Source organism: Flocculibacter collagenilyticus (assembly GCF_016469335.1).
Lineage (GTDB): Bacteria > Pseudomonadota > Gammaproteobacteria > Enterobacterales > Alteromonadaceae > Flocculibacter > Flocculibacter collagenilyticus.
The window spans coordinates 1,059,596-1,076,754 of sequence record NZ_CP059888.1 but is presented as its reverse complement, the minus strand read 5'-3'; the positions used below and the strand labels follow the sequence as shown (position 1 = coordinate 1,076,754).

At 39.6% G+C, this 17,159-nt stretch carries 14 protein-coding genes; 8 read left to right on the top strand and 6 right to left on the bottom strand.

From position 1 onward, the window contains the following. Positions 1 to 265 precede the first annotated feature (265 nt). Positions 266 to 1,903 carry an FAD-binding dehydrogenase gene (locus HUU81_RS04760; protein WP_199611120.1) on the bottom strand — a complete coding sequence of 546 codons (1,638 nt, stop codon included), beginning with the start codon at positions 1,901 to 1,903 and terminating at the stop codon, positions 266 to 268. A gap of 351 nt (positions 1,904 to 2,254) precedes the next feature. Between HUU81_RS04760 and HUU81_RS04755 the strand changes: the two genes are divergently transcribed. The 3 genes from HUU81_RS04755 to HUU81_RS04745 all read left to right on the top strand — a co-directional run bounded on the left by HUU81_RS04755 (position 2,255) and on the right by HUU81_RS04745 (position 4,501). Next, on the top strand, positions 2,255 to 3,328 hold the full coding sequence (locus HUU81_RS04755) for an AraC family transcriptional regulator (RefSeq protein ID WP_199611119.1): 1,074 nt from the start codon (positions 2,255 to 2,257) through the stop codon (positions 3,326 to 3,328). Between the two features lie 73 nt (positions 3,329 to 3,401). Continuing rightward, a complete protein-coding gene (locus HUU81_RS04750) occupies positions 3,402 to 4,196 on the top strand; it encodes a tetratricopeptide repeat protein (protein WP_199611118.1) in 795 nt (264 codons plus the stop codon). A gap of 56 nt (positions 4,197 to 4,252) precedes the next feature. Then, complete coding sequence (locus HUU81_RS04745) at positions 4,253 to 4,501, top strand: hypothetical protein (protein WP_199611117.1); 249 nt, start codon at positions 4,253 to 4,255, stop codon at positions 4,499 to 4,501. A gap of 77 nt (positions 4,502 to 4,578) precedes the next feature. Here HUU81_RS04745 and HUU81_RS04740 read toward each other — a convergent pair whose 3' ends face one another. After that, a complete protein-coding gene (locus HUU81_RS04740; RefSeq protein ID WP_233520574.1) occupies positions 4,579 to 5,430 on the bottom strand; it encodes a thioredoxin family protein in 852 nt (283 codons plus the stop codon). Between the two features lie 161 nt (positions 5,431 to 5,591). Between HUU81_RS04740 and HUU81_RS04735 the strand changes: the two genes are divergently transcribed. From HUU81_RS04735 to HUU81_RS04725, 3 genes are all read left to right on the top strand, one after another. Continuing rightward, positions 5,592 to 5,849 carry a GrxA family glutaredoxin gene (locus HUU81_RS04735; RefSeq protein WP_199611115.1) on the top strand — a complete coding sequence of 86 codons (258 nt, stop codon included), beginning with the start codon at positions 5,592 to 5,594 and terminating at the stop codon, positions 5,847 to 5,849. A gap of 368 nt (positions 5,850 to 6,217) precedes the next feature. Beyond that, complete coding sequence (locus HUU81_RS04730; RefSeq protein WP_199611114.1) at positions 6,218 to 9,361, top strand: TonB-dependent receptor; 3,144 nt, start codon at positions 6,218 to 6,220, stop codon at positions 9,359 to 9,361. Between the two features lie 158 nt (positions 9,362 to 9,519). Further along, complete coding sequence (locus tag HUU81_RS04725) at positions 9,520 to 10,890, top strand: IS4 family transposase (RefSeq protein ID WP_199611113.1); 1,371 nt, start codon at positions 9,520 to 9,522, stop codon at positions 10,888 to 10,890. A 165-nt stretch (positions 10,891 to 11,055) separates the two neighbouring features. On the opposite strand, the gene HUU81_RS04720 is transcribed toward HUU81_RS04725, so the two are convergent. The 3 genes from HUU81_RS04720 to udk all read right to left on the bottom strand — a co-directional run bounded on the left by HUU81_RS04720 (position 11,056) and on the right by udk (position 13,849). Next, a complete protein-coding gene (locus HUU81_RS04720; protein ID WP_199611112.1) occupies positions 11,056 to 11,859 on the bottom strand; it encodes a substrate-binding periplasmic protein in 804 nt (267 codons plus the stop codon). Positions 11,860 to 11,984: 125 nt separating this feature from the next. Then, positions 11,985 to 13,202 (bottom strand): NupC/NupG family nucleoside CNT transporter, encoded by a 1,218-nt coding sequence (locus HUU81_RS04715; protein WP_199611111.1) that lies wholly within the window; start codon positions 13,200 to 13,202, stop codon positions 11,985 to 11,987. Between the two features lie 17 nt (positions 13,203 to 13,219). Further along, positions 13,220 to 13,849, bottom strand: a complete 630-nt coding sequence (gene udk, locus HUU81_RS04710) for a uridine kinase (protein ID WP_199611110.1) — start codon at positions 13,847 to 13,849, stop codon at positions 13,220 to 13,222. 323 nt (positions 13,850 to 14,172) lie between these two features. Here udk and HUU81_RS04705 point away from each other — a divergent pair, with 323 nt between their 5' ends. Together HUU81_RS04705 and HUU81_RS04700 are read left to right on the top strand one after the other, a co-directional pair. After that, positions 14,173 to 15,243 (top strand): alkaline phosphatase D family protein, encoded by a 1,071-nt coding sequence (locus HUU81_RS04705; RefSeq protein ID WP_199611109.1) that lies wholly within the window; start codon positions 14,173 to 14,175, stop codon positions 15,241 to 15,243. Positions 15,244 to 15,321: 78 nt separating this feature from the next. After that, positions 15,322 to 16,491, top strand: coding sequence for a hypothetical protein (locus HUU81_RS04700; protein ID WP_199611108.1), 1,170 nt, complete (start codon positions 15,322 to 15,324; stop codon positions 16,489 to 16,491). 44 nt (positions 16,492 to 16,535) lie between these two features. Here the strand turns inward: HUU81_RS04700 and HUU81_RS04695 are convergent, their stop codons facing one another. After that, positions 16,536 to 17,114 carry a thymidine kinase gene (locus HUU81_RS04695; protein ID WP_199611107.1) on the bottom strand — a complete coding sequence of 193 codons (579 nt, stop codon included), beginning with the start codon at positions 17,112 to 17,114 and terminating at the stop codon, positions 16,536 to 16,538. Between the last annotated feature and the right edge of the window lie 45 nt (positions 17,115 to 17,159).

The following is a 17,159-nucleotide window of genomic DNA, read 5'->3' as shown; positions in this document are numbered from 1 at the left end:
CTTTCTAGGTCGAATTTTGTTCAATCTAAACGTTTTTTGATCGCGGCGTGACAAGTGTCGCTTGGTTATTCCAAGTAAGCGCGTCACAACAAAGAGCAAGAAACGTTTAGATGAACCCAAAGGCAGCGCTTGTTTGCCGTTTATACTGCGTTATCGCAGTTGCGTGTGGAACAACCACACTTTACCTGCTCTGTCTTGTATAAATGACAAACAAACTGCTGCAAAAATGACCTCGAAAGGTCAACACGCCCTAGATTATGTTGATCTAATCAAATAGCTTCTTGCCTGCGATGTCATGCGCCGCAGCACGACCATTTAAAATACAGTTAGATAAAAATGTGCCTTCTAGCGAACGAATTCCGCTAATACCACCACCTCCAAAGCCTGCGGCTTCACCCACCGCATACAAATTGTCAATCACATCGCCATTTGCATTTAATACTTTCGACTGCAAGTTAGTTTCAAATCCGCCCATGCTTTTCCGGCTAATCAAATGGCTTTTAATGGCAATCAAAGGAAATGCTTTCTCGTCTAATATAGGCTGGTTTTTACATGTTCGAACCTTGTCGCCGCGCCACTTTCTAACCTGCATAATTTTACGAAGCTGATCATCGTTATAAAACCTTTCACCGCGCTTTATCATGTCATCATAGGCTTCAATATCGCGTTGCATATTGTCTAGCGATACCGTCTCATCATGAGTAAGCGCATTCATTTTGTTGACAAGTTCAGGAAGTGAATTAGCCGTCACTACATCTTCACAATCGTCAATTAACGACTGCACTAAACGGCGATTACCAAACATGAGCTCGTAGGCTAATTTCAGTACATTTTTATCTCTGATATGAGGGTTTTGATCAGTGCCAGAAACAGCTAATTCTTTTATTGCTATTTTCCAGTTCATTACTTGCCAAGAGTATTGGCGAGGTAATGCACCAGTCTCTTTGCATAAATCGTGAGTATCGAATCCAGTCATCATGGGCTTTGGGCCAACTCGGTTACCATAGCAGTCCATCCATAATGAAGAACGAGGGGGAATAAGGCTCAAACCATGATGCTTAAACTCTGGCTGTGGGTGCCTTACTCCTGCGGCATAATTCCACATTTGGTTTAAGTTGATAACGTTTGCGCAAGCGCAATCTTTGCTTCGAAGTTTATCGTGTAACAGGCCATCAACAGTAGGATGTGTACCGATAAGTATGTTGTCTGGAAACTTACCATAACAGGGATCCCAAACCTCTTTTACCTTTGCTAAATTGCCATTGATCCCACCACAAGCAAGAATAATATTCTCTGCCGTAATGCGAACATCTTCCTTTGCATTATCGCTGTTACTTTCTTGGTTTTGTGCCGTACAGCCAATCAACCTGCCATTGCTCAGTTCAAAGTCATGCACTTTATGGTTAAATAATAGAGTAAGGAGGTGTTTGTTTGGATGTTGTTCTAATCGTTCAATTAACGTTTGCACCACATTTCTACCGCACCCCCACGCAATATGGTATCGAGGAACTGAATTACCCGGACGAAAATCACCGCGCTCAACCCAGTGCACAACAGGTAAAAATTTGATGCCAAAACCGGTTAACCAGTTAAATACTAATGATTGACTATGGTTGATATAAGCATTGGCCCACATCTTACCCCATTGATCACTTTCCTTAAATTCAGCCGCTGAGTGCCAATCAGAAAGTGCTAATTCAATTGAGTCTGCAATGCCATTTTTACGTTGAATGGGCGTATCCACAAACAACATGCCACCAAAAGCATGGTTTGCCTGACCACCAAATGCAGCTTTGCTTTGTGCATCAATTAACGTTACTTGTTTGCCATGATTAAGTAGCTCTAGCGCAGTGGTGACTCCTGCTAGCCCTCCACCTATAATCAAATTTTCACATACTGTCATATTGTCACTTTGTTATTTTTATTAGTTATTCAGCAATTTATTCATCACTTATATAAGGCAAAGTATGTAAAGTATGGTTATTCGCGATAACGCGCTCTACCCTTCAGGCCCATTTATTCTCAGCCTAAAAAGGCTAACCCACTTAGCATACTAACTATCACAAGAATAAAGGCATGACATTTTACGACACCAAACTTGACACTTTACGACAGGCCAGTTTACGATTTACCTTCCTTGTGCTCTAGTTTGTACTGCTAACTATCTGAGCTTATAACTATCTGAGCTTAGTCGAAAAAATAAACGCTAATAATAAGAATTTTAATGTACTAAATAATAAGGGGTGAACACCAAATGCCTGCGTTAGCCAGAAGTGCAGTATTTGTCGGTTTTACTGAGTTATGTGCAAAATACCACATCAACCCAATTGAAATAGTCCTGCAAGCAGGCCTTGAGCCAGTTGTGTTGCGTCATAATGATTTATTTATTTCTTACACAAAATTCGGGCAAGCACTCAACATTGCTGCTCAGCAATCTAATAATCCTTTATTTGGTTTAATGCTAAGTCAGTACCACGACTTTTTAATGTTGGGGCCACTTGGCTTGCTAATCTCTCAAGCAGAAACCTGTGAAGAAATTTTGCACATTGCCCAACAATACGTTCATCTGCACGCTCAAGGAGTGGAGATAGAAGTAAAACTAACAAATGAACATATTTATTTGTGTTATCAAGTTAAGTTAGCTGAACTAAACCATTGTCAGCAGCTAGTTGAACTAGGCATGGGGGTTATTCTGCAAGCATTTAATAAGCTGTTCAGCCCCACCTCTAAACCCAATTGGATACAATTTTCTTGCCCACCTCCTACTCACAAACAAGACTACTTGAGTCACTTAGATTTACCAGTACACTTTAGCGCAAACTGCAACGCGATTGTGTTTGATATCGCCCTACTAAAGCAGTCTCCGATAGAGCAAAAGGCACAATTAAAGCAACACTTTCTGTCACAACTAACGCCAAGAACTAACGACGCTCAGCAAAATACAACACACTCCTCTATGTTGCATGAAAACATTTTTCTTGATGAAACATCATCTTCGAATACTCTTCCGTTAGACTACGTGAGAAAAATATTAGGGGATATGTTGATAAGCAGTGATATGACGCTACAAACTACAGCTAGTCTTGTGAACATTCACCCGCGTACTTTGCAGCGCCGTTTACAAGAGCATCAGCTCACTTTTAGACAATTATTGGATGAAGTTAGGCTGATGCACGCAAAACAGCATTTACGCTTTTCAAAGATGCGTATTTTAGACTTAGCACTTAATTTAGGTTACGCAGACGCAACCGCATTTAGCCGTGCATTTAAACGTCTTACCGGCTCAAGCCCTGCGACATGGCGTAAAATATCAGCAGATAAAAAATAATTTTTATCGTAGAATTAGTGCTTAGGCGAAATTTAATGGCTGTTCCCTGCAAGAAATATAAAAAGGTATATTCATGTTGATACATACTCGTTGCACGTTTCTCATCAGTTCAATCTTACTGCTCTCAACATTTTCAGTTTTGTCTCAAACTAGCTCCACCTCTGTTGACGCTCAACAACAATCAATGGCCCAAGACTACAGCCAAAATATTGTAAAAGATGATATTTATGCCGAAGATTTTCAAACCGGTTTAACGGCCGCCAATGAAGGCGAGTTTGATACCGCTATTGCACTATGGGAACCTCTCGTTGAAATTGGTTATGGGCCTGCACTATATGAAATGGGCCTGCTTTATGAAAATGGTTTCGGTTTAACAAAAAATGCAACCAAAGCATTTGAGCTATATCAGCGAGCAGCTAAAATTGGCGACCCTGATGCACAATTTGCACTATCACTCATGTATGCACAAGGCAGTGGTACTGATAAAGATGCAAACCAAGCTTTTTATTGGGTACAACGTGCGGCCGCGCAAGGGTTAGCCCGTGCACAATTTAATTTAGGCGTAATGTATCAAAATGGTGAAGGGACAATACAAAATGATGCTAAAGCTGTGGAATGGTATCAAAATGCGGCCAATAAAAATTACGCCCTAGCTCAATATAATCTCGCGTTAATGTATTTTGATGGACTAGGCGTGGCAAAAGACAAGGAGCTTGCCTTCGCGTGGAATGCAATTGCAGCAAGAAACGGTTACCCAGCTGCTGAAAAAAGCAATGTATTTTACTCACGTGCGCTCTCTCGTAAAGAGCTAATACAAGCACAAAAAACCGCTGAAAGAATATACGAAAATATTAATCCAGAAAATTAGGGATACCTATTTCTACTATAGGTAAGAATACAGTGATACAACTAAGGAGAGAAAAGATGAGAAAGTGGACTTCAAGCGTTACCGTTTTTGCTATAACAATACTGATAAGCGCCAATGCGCACGCAACACCAAAAAATACCATTTCCAAACAGCAGTGCCTTGGGTTAGATCATAAAATTGAGCAAATTCGAGCTGAATTCAGAGCTGGATATACTGCAAAACGAGGCGAAACACTTAGAAGTAAATTAAAAAAGCTTCAAGAACATCGATTTAAGTGCAAATCTAAACGCTATCCAACCCACTAAAACGCATTGAGCGCTAAGATAGCGTTATTTTCTTAACGGGCGCTAGTGCTAGAGCACTTTGCAGACCTACGGTGCTTTTAATAAAGTAGCGTATAAAGTTTTCTGCGATACTGCGTTGCTAGCACATCACCACTTGGAAGCGCAGCAATAATGTCTAAGAACGTTTTCTTTGCATCTTGAAACGCCAAGTCTTTTTGAAGGACTTGAAACAACATAGCAAGCGCTTCTTCATCACGATGTGCACCGTGCAATTGAATAGCTAAACGCACTTTAATCTCGTCGTTGTTAGGCTCTACTTCTAATTTTCTAAATAAGTCTTTAATTTCTGGCGAGTCTGCAGCTTCTTTTGCTAACTCTAATTTAGCGACAAGCGAATGGAAGTGACTATCTTGATCGACTAGCTTGACTGTCTTTAAAATGTCGTCAGCATCGTTTAATTTACCTAGTGCGATAAGCACATCAGCATACAATAGTTTAATATCTACTCGTTCAGGGGCAATTTGGTAGGCTTGCAAAATATTTGAATATGCCTCTTCAGCCACCCCTTCTAACACTTGCTGTTGAGCCAAAGCAAATAGAGCATCTTCAGGTTTTGGCAGGTGTTTGTTCAAAATATCTCTAATAACCGCTTCATCCTGCACACCAGCAAAACCATCAACGGGTTGGCCATTTTTCACTAAAGCAACGGTAGGAATTGAACGAATACCAAACTGCATTGCAATTTCTTGTTGCTGATCACAATTTACTTTGGCTAATAATACATGCTCTGTGTGTTCTTGCGCTAAGCGTTCAAGTGTATTCATCAATCCTTGGCAACTTTCACTGCGCTCACTCCAGAACTGAACCACAATCAGTTTATTTTCGGATTCTTCAACTAAAATTTTCTGAAAGTTTTCAGGCGTCAAATCAACACTATTACTTATTTGCACTAAACTATTTCCTATTATGAGCATATTGTAATTAACACTATGTAGTGATGTATGGCTTAGCGAGTGAAATTCAATGCTCAATGCCGAATTAACCAAGCTGGCGAGTCTGGTATGTTCTACGACTCACGTTTTTTATCTGCGCGTTTGAATAGGAACTAAATATGTACGTTGTTATTTTTGGTAAAGAAGGCTGTCCGTATTGCGTAAGAGCCAAACAATTAGCAGAGCAATTATCGAATAATGATAACCAACATAAATACCGTTATGTTGATATTCACCAAGAAGGTTTGTCAAAAGCCGATCTTGAAAAAACAATAGGAAGGTCTGTAAATACGGTGCCGCAAATTTTTATTGATGAAGAGCATATAGGTGGCTGCGATGAATTCGAAACTAAAATTAGAGAGATGTCATTGCTATAAGTTAGTTATTGCGCTGACTACCAAAATATCAGCTGACTCTGTTTAATACCAAAATTTACCTTGAAGCCACAAAACAACTGTTAAAGATACGTTATTAAATCGCTGGGTTCATTTACAGGTACAACATTCACGCTTATTTTTTAAGCTATACTTCAGTGTATTAGCAGTTTAAATAAACTATTTTGTGTCGCAAAGCCTGTAAACTTACAGCAAGACCATCAAAATAATAAAAAGTTCAGTGTTTTTGTGATTTTTAACAAACATACCTACAGTTACTATAGTATAATCCCCGCCCGATTAAATGACGGAAATTATGCTCATGGAAGCTCGTTGCGTAATAAAAACTATTCAAATCGGAGAAATGTGTCATGCGTTCTTTTAAGAAACTTGCGTTAGCGACAGCAATTACTGCTACTTTAGTAAGCGGTACAGCTTATGCTCAAGAAACCTCTTCGGGTATTCGTGGTTATGTTGTCGACCCTTCAGGAAATCCACTTTCTAACCTTTCTGTGGAAATCATTCATCTTCCTACTGGCGCGAGAAAAACAGTAGTTACTTCCGATGGCGGTATCTTCCAAGTTCGCGGACTCAATGTAGGCGGCCCATACCTAATTAAACTCGCTGACGGCTCACAGCTTGAAGCTGAATCAATTGATGATTTATTTTTAAAACTTGGCAAGCCAGCTAACGTAAATTTAGTTGCTAAGCAGCCGCAAGAAGACTACGAAGTTATTGAAGTAACAGGCCAACTTTCAATGGCTGGTGCGTTTAAGAAGGGCCCTTCAAGCGAATTCTCAGAGCAAGCAATTGCTAATACACCAGCGATTAGCCGAGACTTAAAATCAGTATTAAAGTCTGATTCTAAAATTGTGGTAGACACCACAGTTGATGGTGGTCCTGCGCTTTCTGTTGCGGGCGCAAATGTGCGTGGTAACAGCCTTACCGTTGACGGCGTTAAACAGAATGACGACTTTGGTTTGAATAAAAACGGCTATCCAGGACGTAGAGCCCCTATTTCTCTTGATGCTATTGAGCAATTATCAGTTAATGTTGCACCATTCGACGTGACATACGGCGACTTCCAAGGTGGAAACATTAATGTAGTAACTAAGTCTGGTACTAATGAATTCCATGGTACTGCTTATTATTATCGCTCTGACGACAGTATGGCTGGCGATAAAAGTGAAGGCGAAGATCTAAACATTGGAGACTTTGAAGAGGACACTTACGGTTTCACGCTTGGTGGGCCAATTTTAGAAGACAAGCTATTCTTCTTTACTTCTTATGAGAAGTTTGAAGCTTCTAAGCCCTATCAATTTAGCTTAGACAACCAAAATGGTGTAGTTGAAGCAAACGAGAAAATTGGTGTGACACAAGCTGACTTTGATCAAATTTCAGAAATTGCTCAGCGTGTATGGGATTACGACATTGGTGGCTACAACACTACACCAAAAGAAAAAGCTGAAAACCTGCTGATCAAACTAGATTGGTTCATTAATGACGATCATCGCGCATCTTTCACTTACCAAGACAATGACGGAAATACCGTTCGCGATTTCTGGGGTGAAACCTTCCCAAATGCCGATTGGGCGACAGCAGAATCTAACCGTTACAACATGGCGGAAGCACTAAAGGCTTATAGCTTACAAGTATTCTCTGACTGGAGCGACGACTTCTCTACTGAAGTAAAAATTGCTCGTAAAGAAAGCGTAACAAACCAAGACCCATTACTCGGCGCTAACTTTGGCCAAATGCTTATTCGTACCGATAACGGTGGTCGTCTTTACATAGGCCCTGATCAGTTCCGTCATGCAAACGAATTAGAAAACAACCGTAACATGTTTAAAGTGAAAGCAAATTATTATGCCACTGATGAACATTTCTTAACGTTCGGTTTTGAGCACGAGCAACTAGATATATACAACGTGTTTGTGTTCGGTTCATTAGGCATGAGCGAATTTGAAAGCGTTGAAGCATTTGAAAATAACGCAGCATTCCACGTATTCCAGAACTCGACTACTGGCGATGCAACAGATGCAATTGACGAATTTAAGTACTCTACTACAACTATTTATGCACAAGATGAATGGTCAACAACAGATGATTTAACGCTACGCTTCGGTTTACGTTACACCAAGTACTCAAACGATGATAAGCCTGTGTTAAACCAAAACTTTGTTGACAGACACGGTTATTCAAACCAAGAAAACTTTGACGGCTTAGACTTGATCGAGCCTAGATTAGGTTTCACATACACGTATGACGACGAAACAATCGTCCGTGGTGGGGTTGGCTTATTTGGTGGTGGAGCACCAAATGTTTGGTTATCAAACTCATACGGTAACGACGGTGTAAGAAAAACTTTTGCAGGTTGTTTTGGTGGTTGCTTCGATGGTAAAAATACTCCTCAGGAAGTATTAGACTTCTTGGCTGCAGGCGGATTCAGTGGTGGCAATGGTGACACTAACAGCATTCACCCTGACTTTGAAGTACCAAGCTCTTGGAAATGGAACTTAGGTATTGAGCGTACTCAGGACTTAGGCTTCTTAGGTGAAGATTGGTTACTGACTGCTGACGTACTTTACACTGAAGTGAAAGATGCAGCTATTTACCGTGAATTAAATATGAACCAAACGGGTACAGCACCAGATGGTCGTCCTATTTATAGCGCACCAAGTCAGTTTGATTTATCTTTAGAAAATACCTCAAAAGGTGAAGGTCAGGTATGGAGCTTAGCGGCTAGCAAAAACTTCTATACTGATCACGGTATTTTCAACTTCTCAATGGGCTATACATACCAAGATATCGTAGAAGTTAATCCAGGTAATGCGTTTGTTGCATTTGAAGGTTATTCAATGCCTGCAAATGATGACTTCCAAGCACAAACTCTTTATAACTCAGAGTATGAAGTACGCCACAGATTTACAGCAAACTTATCTTGGAGCGAAGAGTTAATCGGCGAAAACCTAACTACAGTATCACTTGCATATACAGGACGCTCTGGTCGTCACTACAGTCATACTATGCGCACAGCTGGCACATTTGGCGGTTTTGTAGACTTTGCATCTTGGGATGGGTATAACTCACAATCGTTATACGTACCAACAGGTTCAGGTGATGCAAATGTTGTGTTTGCAGACGGCTTTGATACTGAAGGCTTCTTTAACTACATTAACTCTCAACCTTGTTTAAATGCAGGTGAGATTTCACGTCGCCATGCGTGTACAAGTGAATCAATTCATCGCTTCGACCTACAAATTGCGCAAGAAATTAAAATTACTGAAGAGCAAGCTGTTGAGCTTTACCTAAATATCGAAAACTTAGGTAATTTAATCAATGACGATTGGGGTCGTGCTGAGTCATATATTCAACCATTCAATGCACCAGTGGTTGATGTAACTATTAACGACAATGGCCAGTACGTTTATGACAACTTCACTATGCCTACACCTACAGTGGCTAAAATCCCTTCTGTATGGAAAGCGCAGTTAGGTATTCGTTATAAGTTCTAACGTATTTATTCCTTTAGGAATAAATAATTTATAAATAACAAAAGGCAGCTTAGGCCTGTCTCTTATACACAAATCCCTGCTAAGTAATTAGCAGGGATTTTTTTGAACTAAATTAAACTTGCCAGATCAGATCTTCAAACATTAATTGGAGATAGTAAATGCTTGAGAACGCAACTGTTTGGGCAGAAAAACAATTTGGAAAAACGAACCTAGGGGACCCACGTAGAACGAATCGTTTGGTAAAGTTAGCAGCTACGATAGCTAACGAGCCAGGAAAACCTTTAGTGAATATCACTCAATCTCCCGCCGATATGGAAGGCGCTTACCGCTTCATTAGAAATGACCATGTTGAGCCTAATGCGATAGCCGATGCTGGCTTTCAAGCCACGGTTGAACAAGCGCAAGAGCATGAACTGCTACTTGCTTTGGAAGATACCACCAATATAGTCTACAGCCATCGTTCTGTTCGAGATGATTTAGGCCATGTAAACCAAGGTAATCGGCACAGAGGAATGCTAGCGCATAGTATTCTACTATTTGCGCCACAATCATCTAAGGTTGTCGGTTTAATCGAACAGTCTAGATGGACAAGGGACATCACAACAAGAGGCAAGCGGCGTTTACATGCTCAAACGCCGTATCAGGAGAAGGAAGGATACAAATGGGAATCCGCTTCACGAAACATGGCTGATAGATTACAAAGTAAGATGTTGGATGTTATTTCTGTTTGTGATAGAGAAGCTGATATTTACGAATACCTCGAGTACAAACTCGACTCTCAGCAACGGTTTATAGTGCGCTCAATGCAGAGTCGCCACATTGAAGAAGGCGAAAATAAACTCTATGCCTTCGCTTCAGAATTACAAAGCGCAGGTCAAAAGCAAGTTCATATAGCGCAGAAAGGCGGCAGAAAAGCGCGATGTGCAACACTTGATATTGTCTTTACACCAGTGACCTTAAAGGTGCCGAGCAATAAACAAGGAAAATCATTACCTGTTTATTATGTGGGGTGCAGCGAGCGTGAAAACCCAGACAGCGAATTAAATTGGCATCTGTTGACCAATGAACCAGTCCACAGTAAAGAAGATGCATTGAAAGTTGTCAGTCACTATGAGTACCGCTGGTTAGTCGAGGAATATCATAAAGTTTGGAAAAGTGACGGTACAGATATCGAAAGCTTAAGGCTACAAAGTAAAGACAATGTGGAACGACTGGTGACCATAAACGGTTTCGTTGCGACAAGAATACTTCAACTCAAATTCACCAATGAACAAGGGCACGCTAGTTGCGAACAAGTACTGTCGCCAACAGCGTGGAAGTTATTATGGTTAAAGCGAATGAAAAGCCAACTGCCAGACAGCGTACCTAATATGTCATGGGCTTATCAAGAGTTGGCTAAATTAGGTGGCTGGAAAGATACCAAACGCACGGGCCGTGCTTCAGTTAAGGTGTTATGGCAAGGATGGTTCAAATTGCAAACCATCCTTGAAGGTTATGAGCTAGCTAAGTCTCTAGAGTCTAACTTGTGATCAAGAGACAGGCTTAGGCTGCCTTTTTACTTTTAATAACCGGTTTTGAACAAGACTCTCTAGCTGGTTAAAATATTAACCGCTACTTTAATGAACCTGCCAATTCTAATAAACACATAGCCCGTCGAACTGACATCCACTCGATTAATCTAACAAAGTATTAAATTAAGGTTGGCTTCTATTATTAAGGTAATCGCTCATTATTTTCTCAAAAAAACTTTCTGTAGCTAACTCATTGAACGCTTGATTCAATACATCGTACGTTTCGTTACCAACTTTTTTATGCAACGCAATCCCGCCATCACTCGGTTCAAACACATAAATCATTTTATAATCAGGCAGTTTTTCGCCTAATTTTTCCAACTCCCACATTATTGTTGCTTTATCACTAGTAACAAATTGCAGCCGATCTTTTATCAACATTCGCGCTAACTGATCAACCGTGCTTACCTTAACTAAACAATCTTCTTTTACACCACGCCAAAGTAGCTCATTAATATCTGAGCTATGCAGTAAGACCCCAATACCACAATTTTTCTTTAAATTTATATGATTAATTAATGACACATTTTGCTTGTAGCTCTTTAATGCATCTGACTTAACAATAATGCCATTATCCGACAGCCCATTGATGGGTCCCAAAAACCGAAATAGCTTTTTTCTAGGGTCGCTCATTTTCATTGGAAATAAAACGTATTTCTTATCCGTTTGGGCCAGTTTATACGCCCTAGCCCAAGGCAGTACAGAGATTTTAGTGTTTGCATCAATACCTGCTTTTTTCCATAAAGCCTTTACAATATTGACGTATAAACCGTCTGGCTCGCCTTGCTCATTTACGTAAGCAAAAGGTGGATAGTCTTCAGTAAGCCAAACCAGCTCCTCTAACTCCTGAGCGGTTGTAGCCTGCACGCAGCAAAATATAGAAAGGAATAATAAAATAAGAATATTGAAATACTTCGCAAACAACATATACACCAGTTAAAAAGGCCACGATATAACAAATAGTATAGATACTGATGAAAATGTAAACAAAGCATAAGACAAAAAAAGGGAGCAAACGCTCCCTTTAATATAAACAGGTTTAAATTAAATGTTTAGAAGGATAGGAATAATCCTGCAATTGCCGCACTCATTAAGTTTGCTAATGAGGCAGCCAGAACAGCTTTCAGGCCTAGTCTTGCAATATCATGACGGCGTGACGGCGCCATACCACCTAAGCCACCCAACAATATTGCTATTGATGATAAATTAGCGAAACCACATAGTGCAAATGTCACAATGGCTTGCGTAGATTCACTTAATTGATCTTTATATTGAACAAAGTCTGCGTAAGCTACAAATTCGTTAACTACCAATTTTTGCCCAATAAAACTACCTGCCATTTGTGCCTCATGCCAAGGTACACCTAGCACCCAAGCTAAAGGCTGAAAAACATAACCTAGTACAAGTTGTAGGGTGAAATCGGGGTACCCAAACAAGCCACCAACATAACCTAATAACCCATTAAGTAATGCAATCAATGCCACAAATGCTAGTAACATCGCACCTACATTTAGCGCAAGTTGCATACCGCTTGATGCCCCCGAAGCCGCCGCATCAATCACATTAACAGGCTTGTCGACTGGTTCATCCAATTCTTCTAAATCGTTCGTTGGTGTTTCTGTTTCTGGCATAATTAACTTAGCCATTAATAAGCCGCCAGGTGCCGCCATAAAACTTGCCGCAACTAAATACTTGATATCTACACCTATACCGGCATACCCAGCCAATACAGACCCCGCAACAGAGGCTAAACCACCTACCATTACGGCGAATAATTCTGACTGCGTCATCCCTTTGATAAAAGGTCTAACAATTAATGGCGCTTCAGTTTGCCCAACAAAGATATTAGCCGCAGCCGACATAGACTCTGGACGACTAGTACCTAGCGCTTTTTGCAAAATACCACCAATAGCATTAATGATTTTTCCCATTAAGCCAATATGATATAAAACCGCAATAAAAGCCGAGAAAAACACAATGATTGGTAAAACATGGAACGCGAAGATAAAACCTAATTTAAACTTAGCAATATCACCGAATAAAAATGTAATACCTTGCTGACCAAAACCTATTACGCTTGAAACGGCAGAAGAAACACTTAAAAGCATTTCCTTTCCCGCAGGGATGTATAATACAAACGCACCAAAAAACACTTGAAGCGACAATGCAATACCAACCGTTCGCCAGTTAATACTTTTTCTTTTGGCTGACGCTAAATAAGCGATGCCAAACAATACTAGAATACCTAGCAAGCTAACTAAACCTTGCATGATTTACCTTATAATTCTTATTGATTCAGAAGTTGTCTGATTTTTGCTTTGAGGATTTCAATAGCAGTTCTATTTTGTCCACCGCGCGTTACAATCACATCTGCATGTTGCTTTGATGGCTCAATAAACGCTTTGTACATTGGTCTAACGGTATGGATATATTGCTCTACTACCGAGTCAAAATTTCTGTCTCGCTCTTCCATGTCGCGCTTAATTCTTCTTACTAAGCAAATATCAAGTGGCGTATCCATGAAAACTTTAATATCAAATTGAGACACTAACTGTGGGTTAGTCAGCAACATGATACCCTCAACTAGCAAAACTTGCACAGGTTTAACGGTATTAGTTTCTTCTGTTCTATTGTGGCTTTTGTAACAATATTGTGGTACTTCAACCGATTTACCACCACGCAGGTCTTGCAAGTGCTGTGATAGAAGATCATGCTCAAACGCATCAGGGTGGTCGTAATTTGTCTTGATTCTTTCTTCAAGCAACAAATGATCTTGACGTTTATAGTAAGAGTCTTCTGAAATGATCGCAATTCTATCTTTGCCTAGCTCATCAGCCAGCTCTCGATATATTGTCGATGAGAATAAACTTTTTCCAGAAGCCGATGCTCCCGTTATTGCGAGTATAGTGGTTTTCAAGGGATTCACTTATCAAAACTAAAAACGCGCGTATTATCGCAAAAAAAACAGTAAAACTTAATAAAAAACCTACAATAAATGATAGTTTTTATCGTTATTTTTTTGAAACCATTAAAACTTAAGCTCTTTAAGGCTTAAATAGCGTCTAGAAATCTCCTTTTCTTGCTAGCATTTCGCCTTTTTCAATGATTATAATACTATGAATACTTACAATTATATCAGTCAAGCTTTATGCGTTATTGTTCTAAGCAGTCTTATATCACCAGATTGCTGGCTACGATTGATATTATTACTCTCAAACTGATTATGGACTACATACTGTAATGAAGCTCTCCTTATCCCCTATGCTTTTATCCTTCCGAACATTTAAATCATTGGTTTTAATTTCAATAATAGCAGTACTCCAACTTCAAATAACGGTTAACGCAAAAGAAACTCAAACATTCACTATTGCTTTTGGTTCATGCGCGAAACAAAGTAATGAGCAAGTTATATGGCAAGCCATCGCTAAAGACACACCCGATTTAATGCTTATGTTGGGAGATAATGTATACCATGATACCCACGACCCAAAAATCATTAAAGCCACTTATGAACAACTTGGTAGTAATAGCAACTTTAAAGCATTTCAGCAACGCTTTCCTATTTATGCAACTTGGGATGATCACGACTATGGTGAGCCTGATGGTGGAAAACACTTTAAAGGTAAACAGGCTTCAAAAAAAGCATTGCTAGACTTCTTTAATATTCCTAAAAACTCTGAACTGTATGAACCGTCTCGTGGCATTCAAGATGTCATTTATCTTGGTGAGAATAACGAACTACAAATTATTATGCTGGACACTCGTTGGTACCGAGATACAATCGAGCTTTCTGATGAGCCAGAAAATATCAGACAACAAAAAAAGCTCGGGCCTTTTTCTCCTACCGTTGATACGAAAAAAACCATGCTAGGAAAAGAACAATGGCAATGGCTTGAAGAGCAATTAACACGCCCAGCTAAAATACGCATTATTGTAAGCAGTATTCAAGTTATACCTGAATTTACAGGTTGGGAAGCGTGGGCGAATTACCCGCATGAACGTACAAAGCTTCTAAATTTATTAGCAGAAAAACCATCAGAAAAGATATTATTACTGAGTGGTGACGTACACAGGGGAGAGTTTTCAAAGCTTCAGAGCACAAATGGCGCAACACTTTGGGAAGTTAGCTCAAGCGGCCTAGACGCTAAAGTTTACCCTGCCGCCCCCAACAAACATAGAGTGGGGAATGCCGTGGTGAGCTTGAATTATGGTTTAGTGAATATTGAATTAACTGGTGATAAAGCAAAAGTAACAGCAAGCCTTAAAAACGAAAAAGGGAAACTTCTACAAACTCATCAAATGATGAATTAAACCTAACATGATTATCATTTAGTTTATTAGAGGCGGCTTAAAGGCTGCCTACTTATTTTCAAGGAAGAATGACATTTTATGAAAAAAGTTTTTTTTAATTTACTTACACTGTCCACCTGTTTATTGCTAATAAGTTGCGCAGGTACAAACACAGCGACAACCTCTTCTAGTCAACACACCATAATTCCGATAAATAATTCATTATTTTCAACTAACCACCTTATTGTCCCCTCATCTGATGAAATTTTAGAGTTAACACCAGAGCAAGTTGAAGATTTTTTTGTCTATTACCATAAATGGTTAGCAAAAGAGAAAGCGCCACCAAAAATCATCTATGACTTTCTACAATCACAAATGTCGTCATTTAATTATTACGACAAAACTTATATGCCAAGTAAGGCCATGCGATTAAATGAAGGTAACTGCATGAGCTTAGCGATGATTACTACCGCACTCGCTCAGTTAGTTAATTTAGAATTTGAATACCGTAAAGTTTCTCGTTTTCCGGTTTTTAGTAAAGAAAAAAATATTATCTTCTCTTCTTCACATGTTAAAACCATATTATATGATCCAAATGACAAAATAGACGAAGACTCTTTTTTCTCATTTCGGCAAGGCTACATTATAGATTACTTCCCAGAGCAGGCTGACTACACAGGCAGTAAACTCTCTTTTGAGAAGTTTATAGCGCACTATTATCGCAATATCGCTTCTGAATACCTTATTGAAAATGAATTAGATCTCGCCTATGCCTATACGGCCAAAGCAAATCAATACGATATAAACAATGCTGAAACACTTAATTTGTTTGCCATTCTGCATAAACGAAAAAATGACAACAAAACCGCTGAGACGATCTATAAATTGGGCATTAAGTTACACCCTAACTCCATTAGGTTACTCAACAACTACACTACTCTACTATTATCACAGAACAGGTTTGACGAAGCCTCAGAGATAGAGAGCAAACTTGAGTTTTTGGATGACCCAAATCCATACACATGGTATGAGCAAGCATTGCAGGCAGAAAATAAGCAACACTTTACTAAAGCAATTAAGTTTTATAAAAAAACCATCGACATGGCGCCTTATGTTCACGAAGCTTATGCAAAGCTGCACAACTTATATAAACGCTCTGGCAGAGTTTATGAAGCGAATAAGATATTAAAGCAAGGGCTTGAATGGACATATGATCCAAATACCCGCATTAAATATAAATACAAATTAACGCTCGAAGCCCCAAATTAGCATACTAAAGCTGGCTAGCCGAAAAAAAGCGCTTAACGCGCTTTTTATTCAGAGATTTCTGAGTAGTAATGCTTTCTGCACACTGAAACATAGCGTGAGTCGCCGCCAATTTCTATTTGTTCACCGTCTTTGACCGCTTGGCCAGATTCGTCAACACGCAATACCATCGTTGCCTTTCGCCCACAATGACAAACTGTTTTAATTTCAGATAATTTATCAGCCCAAGTTAGTAGGTACTTACTGCCTTCAAACGGTTCACCTAAAAAGTCTGAACGAAGCCCGTAACACAATACTGGGATATTTAATTGGTCCGCAATTCTAGCTAATTGTTTAACTTGAGAACGACTTAAAAACTGCGCTTCATCCATTAAGATACAATCAACTTTTGATGTTTCTAGTTGTGAGTGTATTTCAACCCAAAAGTCAGTCTTTGAATCAAACAAATTGGCATCAGCTGCCAAGCCTATACGAGAGCTTATCTTACCTACACCAAATCGATCATCAATTGCGGCGGTGTATAAACTAACTTCCATTCCACGCTCACGGTAATTGTACGCAGACTGTAAAAGGTTAGTGGACTTTCCGGCGTTCATCGCCGAATAATAGAAGTATAACTGGGCCATACTGCTCGCCTATATGTTGCCTAGATTTACTAATGAAGAGAAATT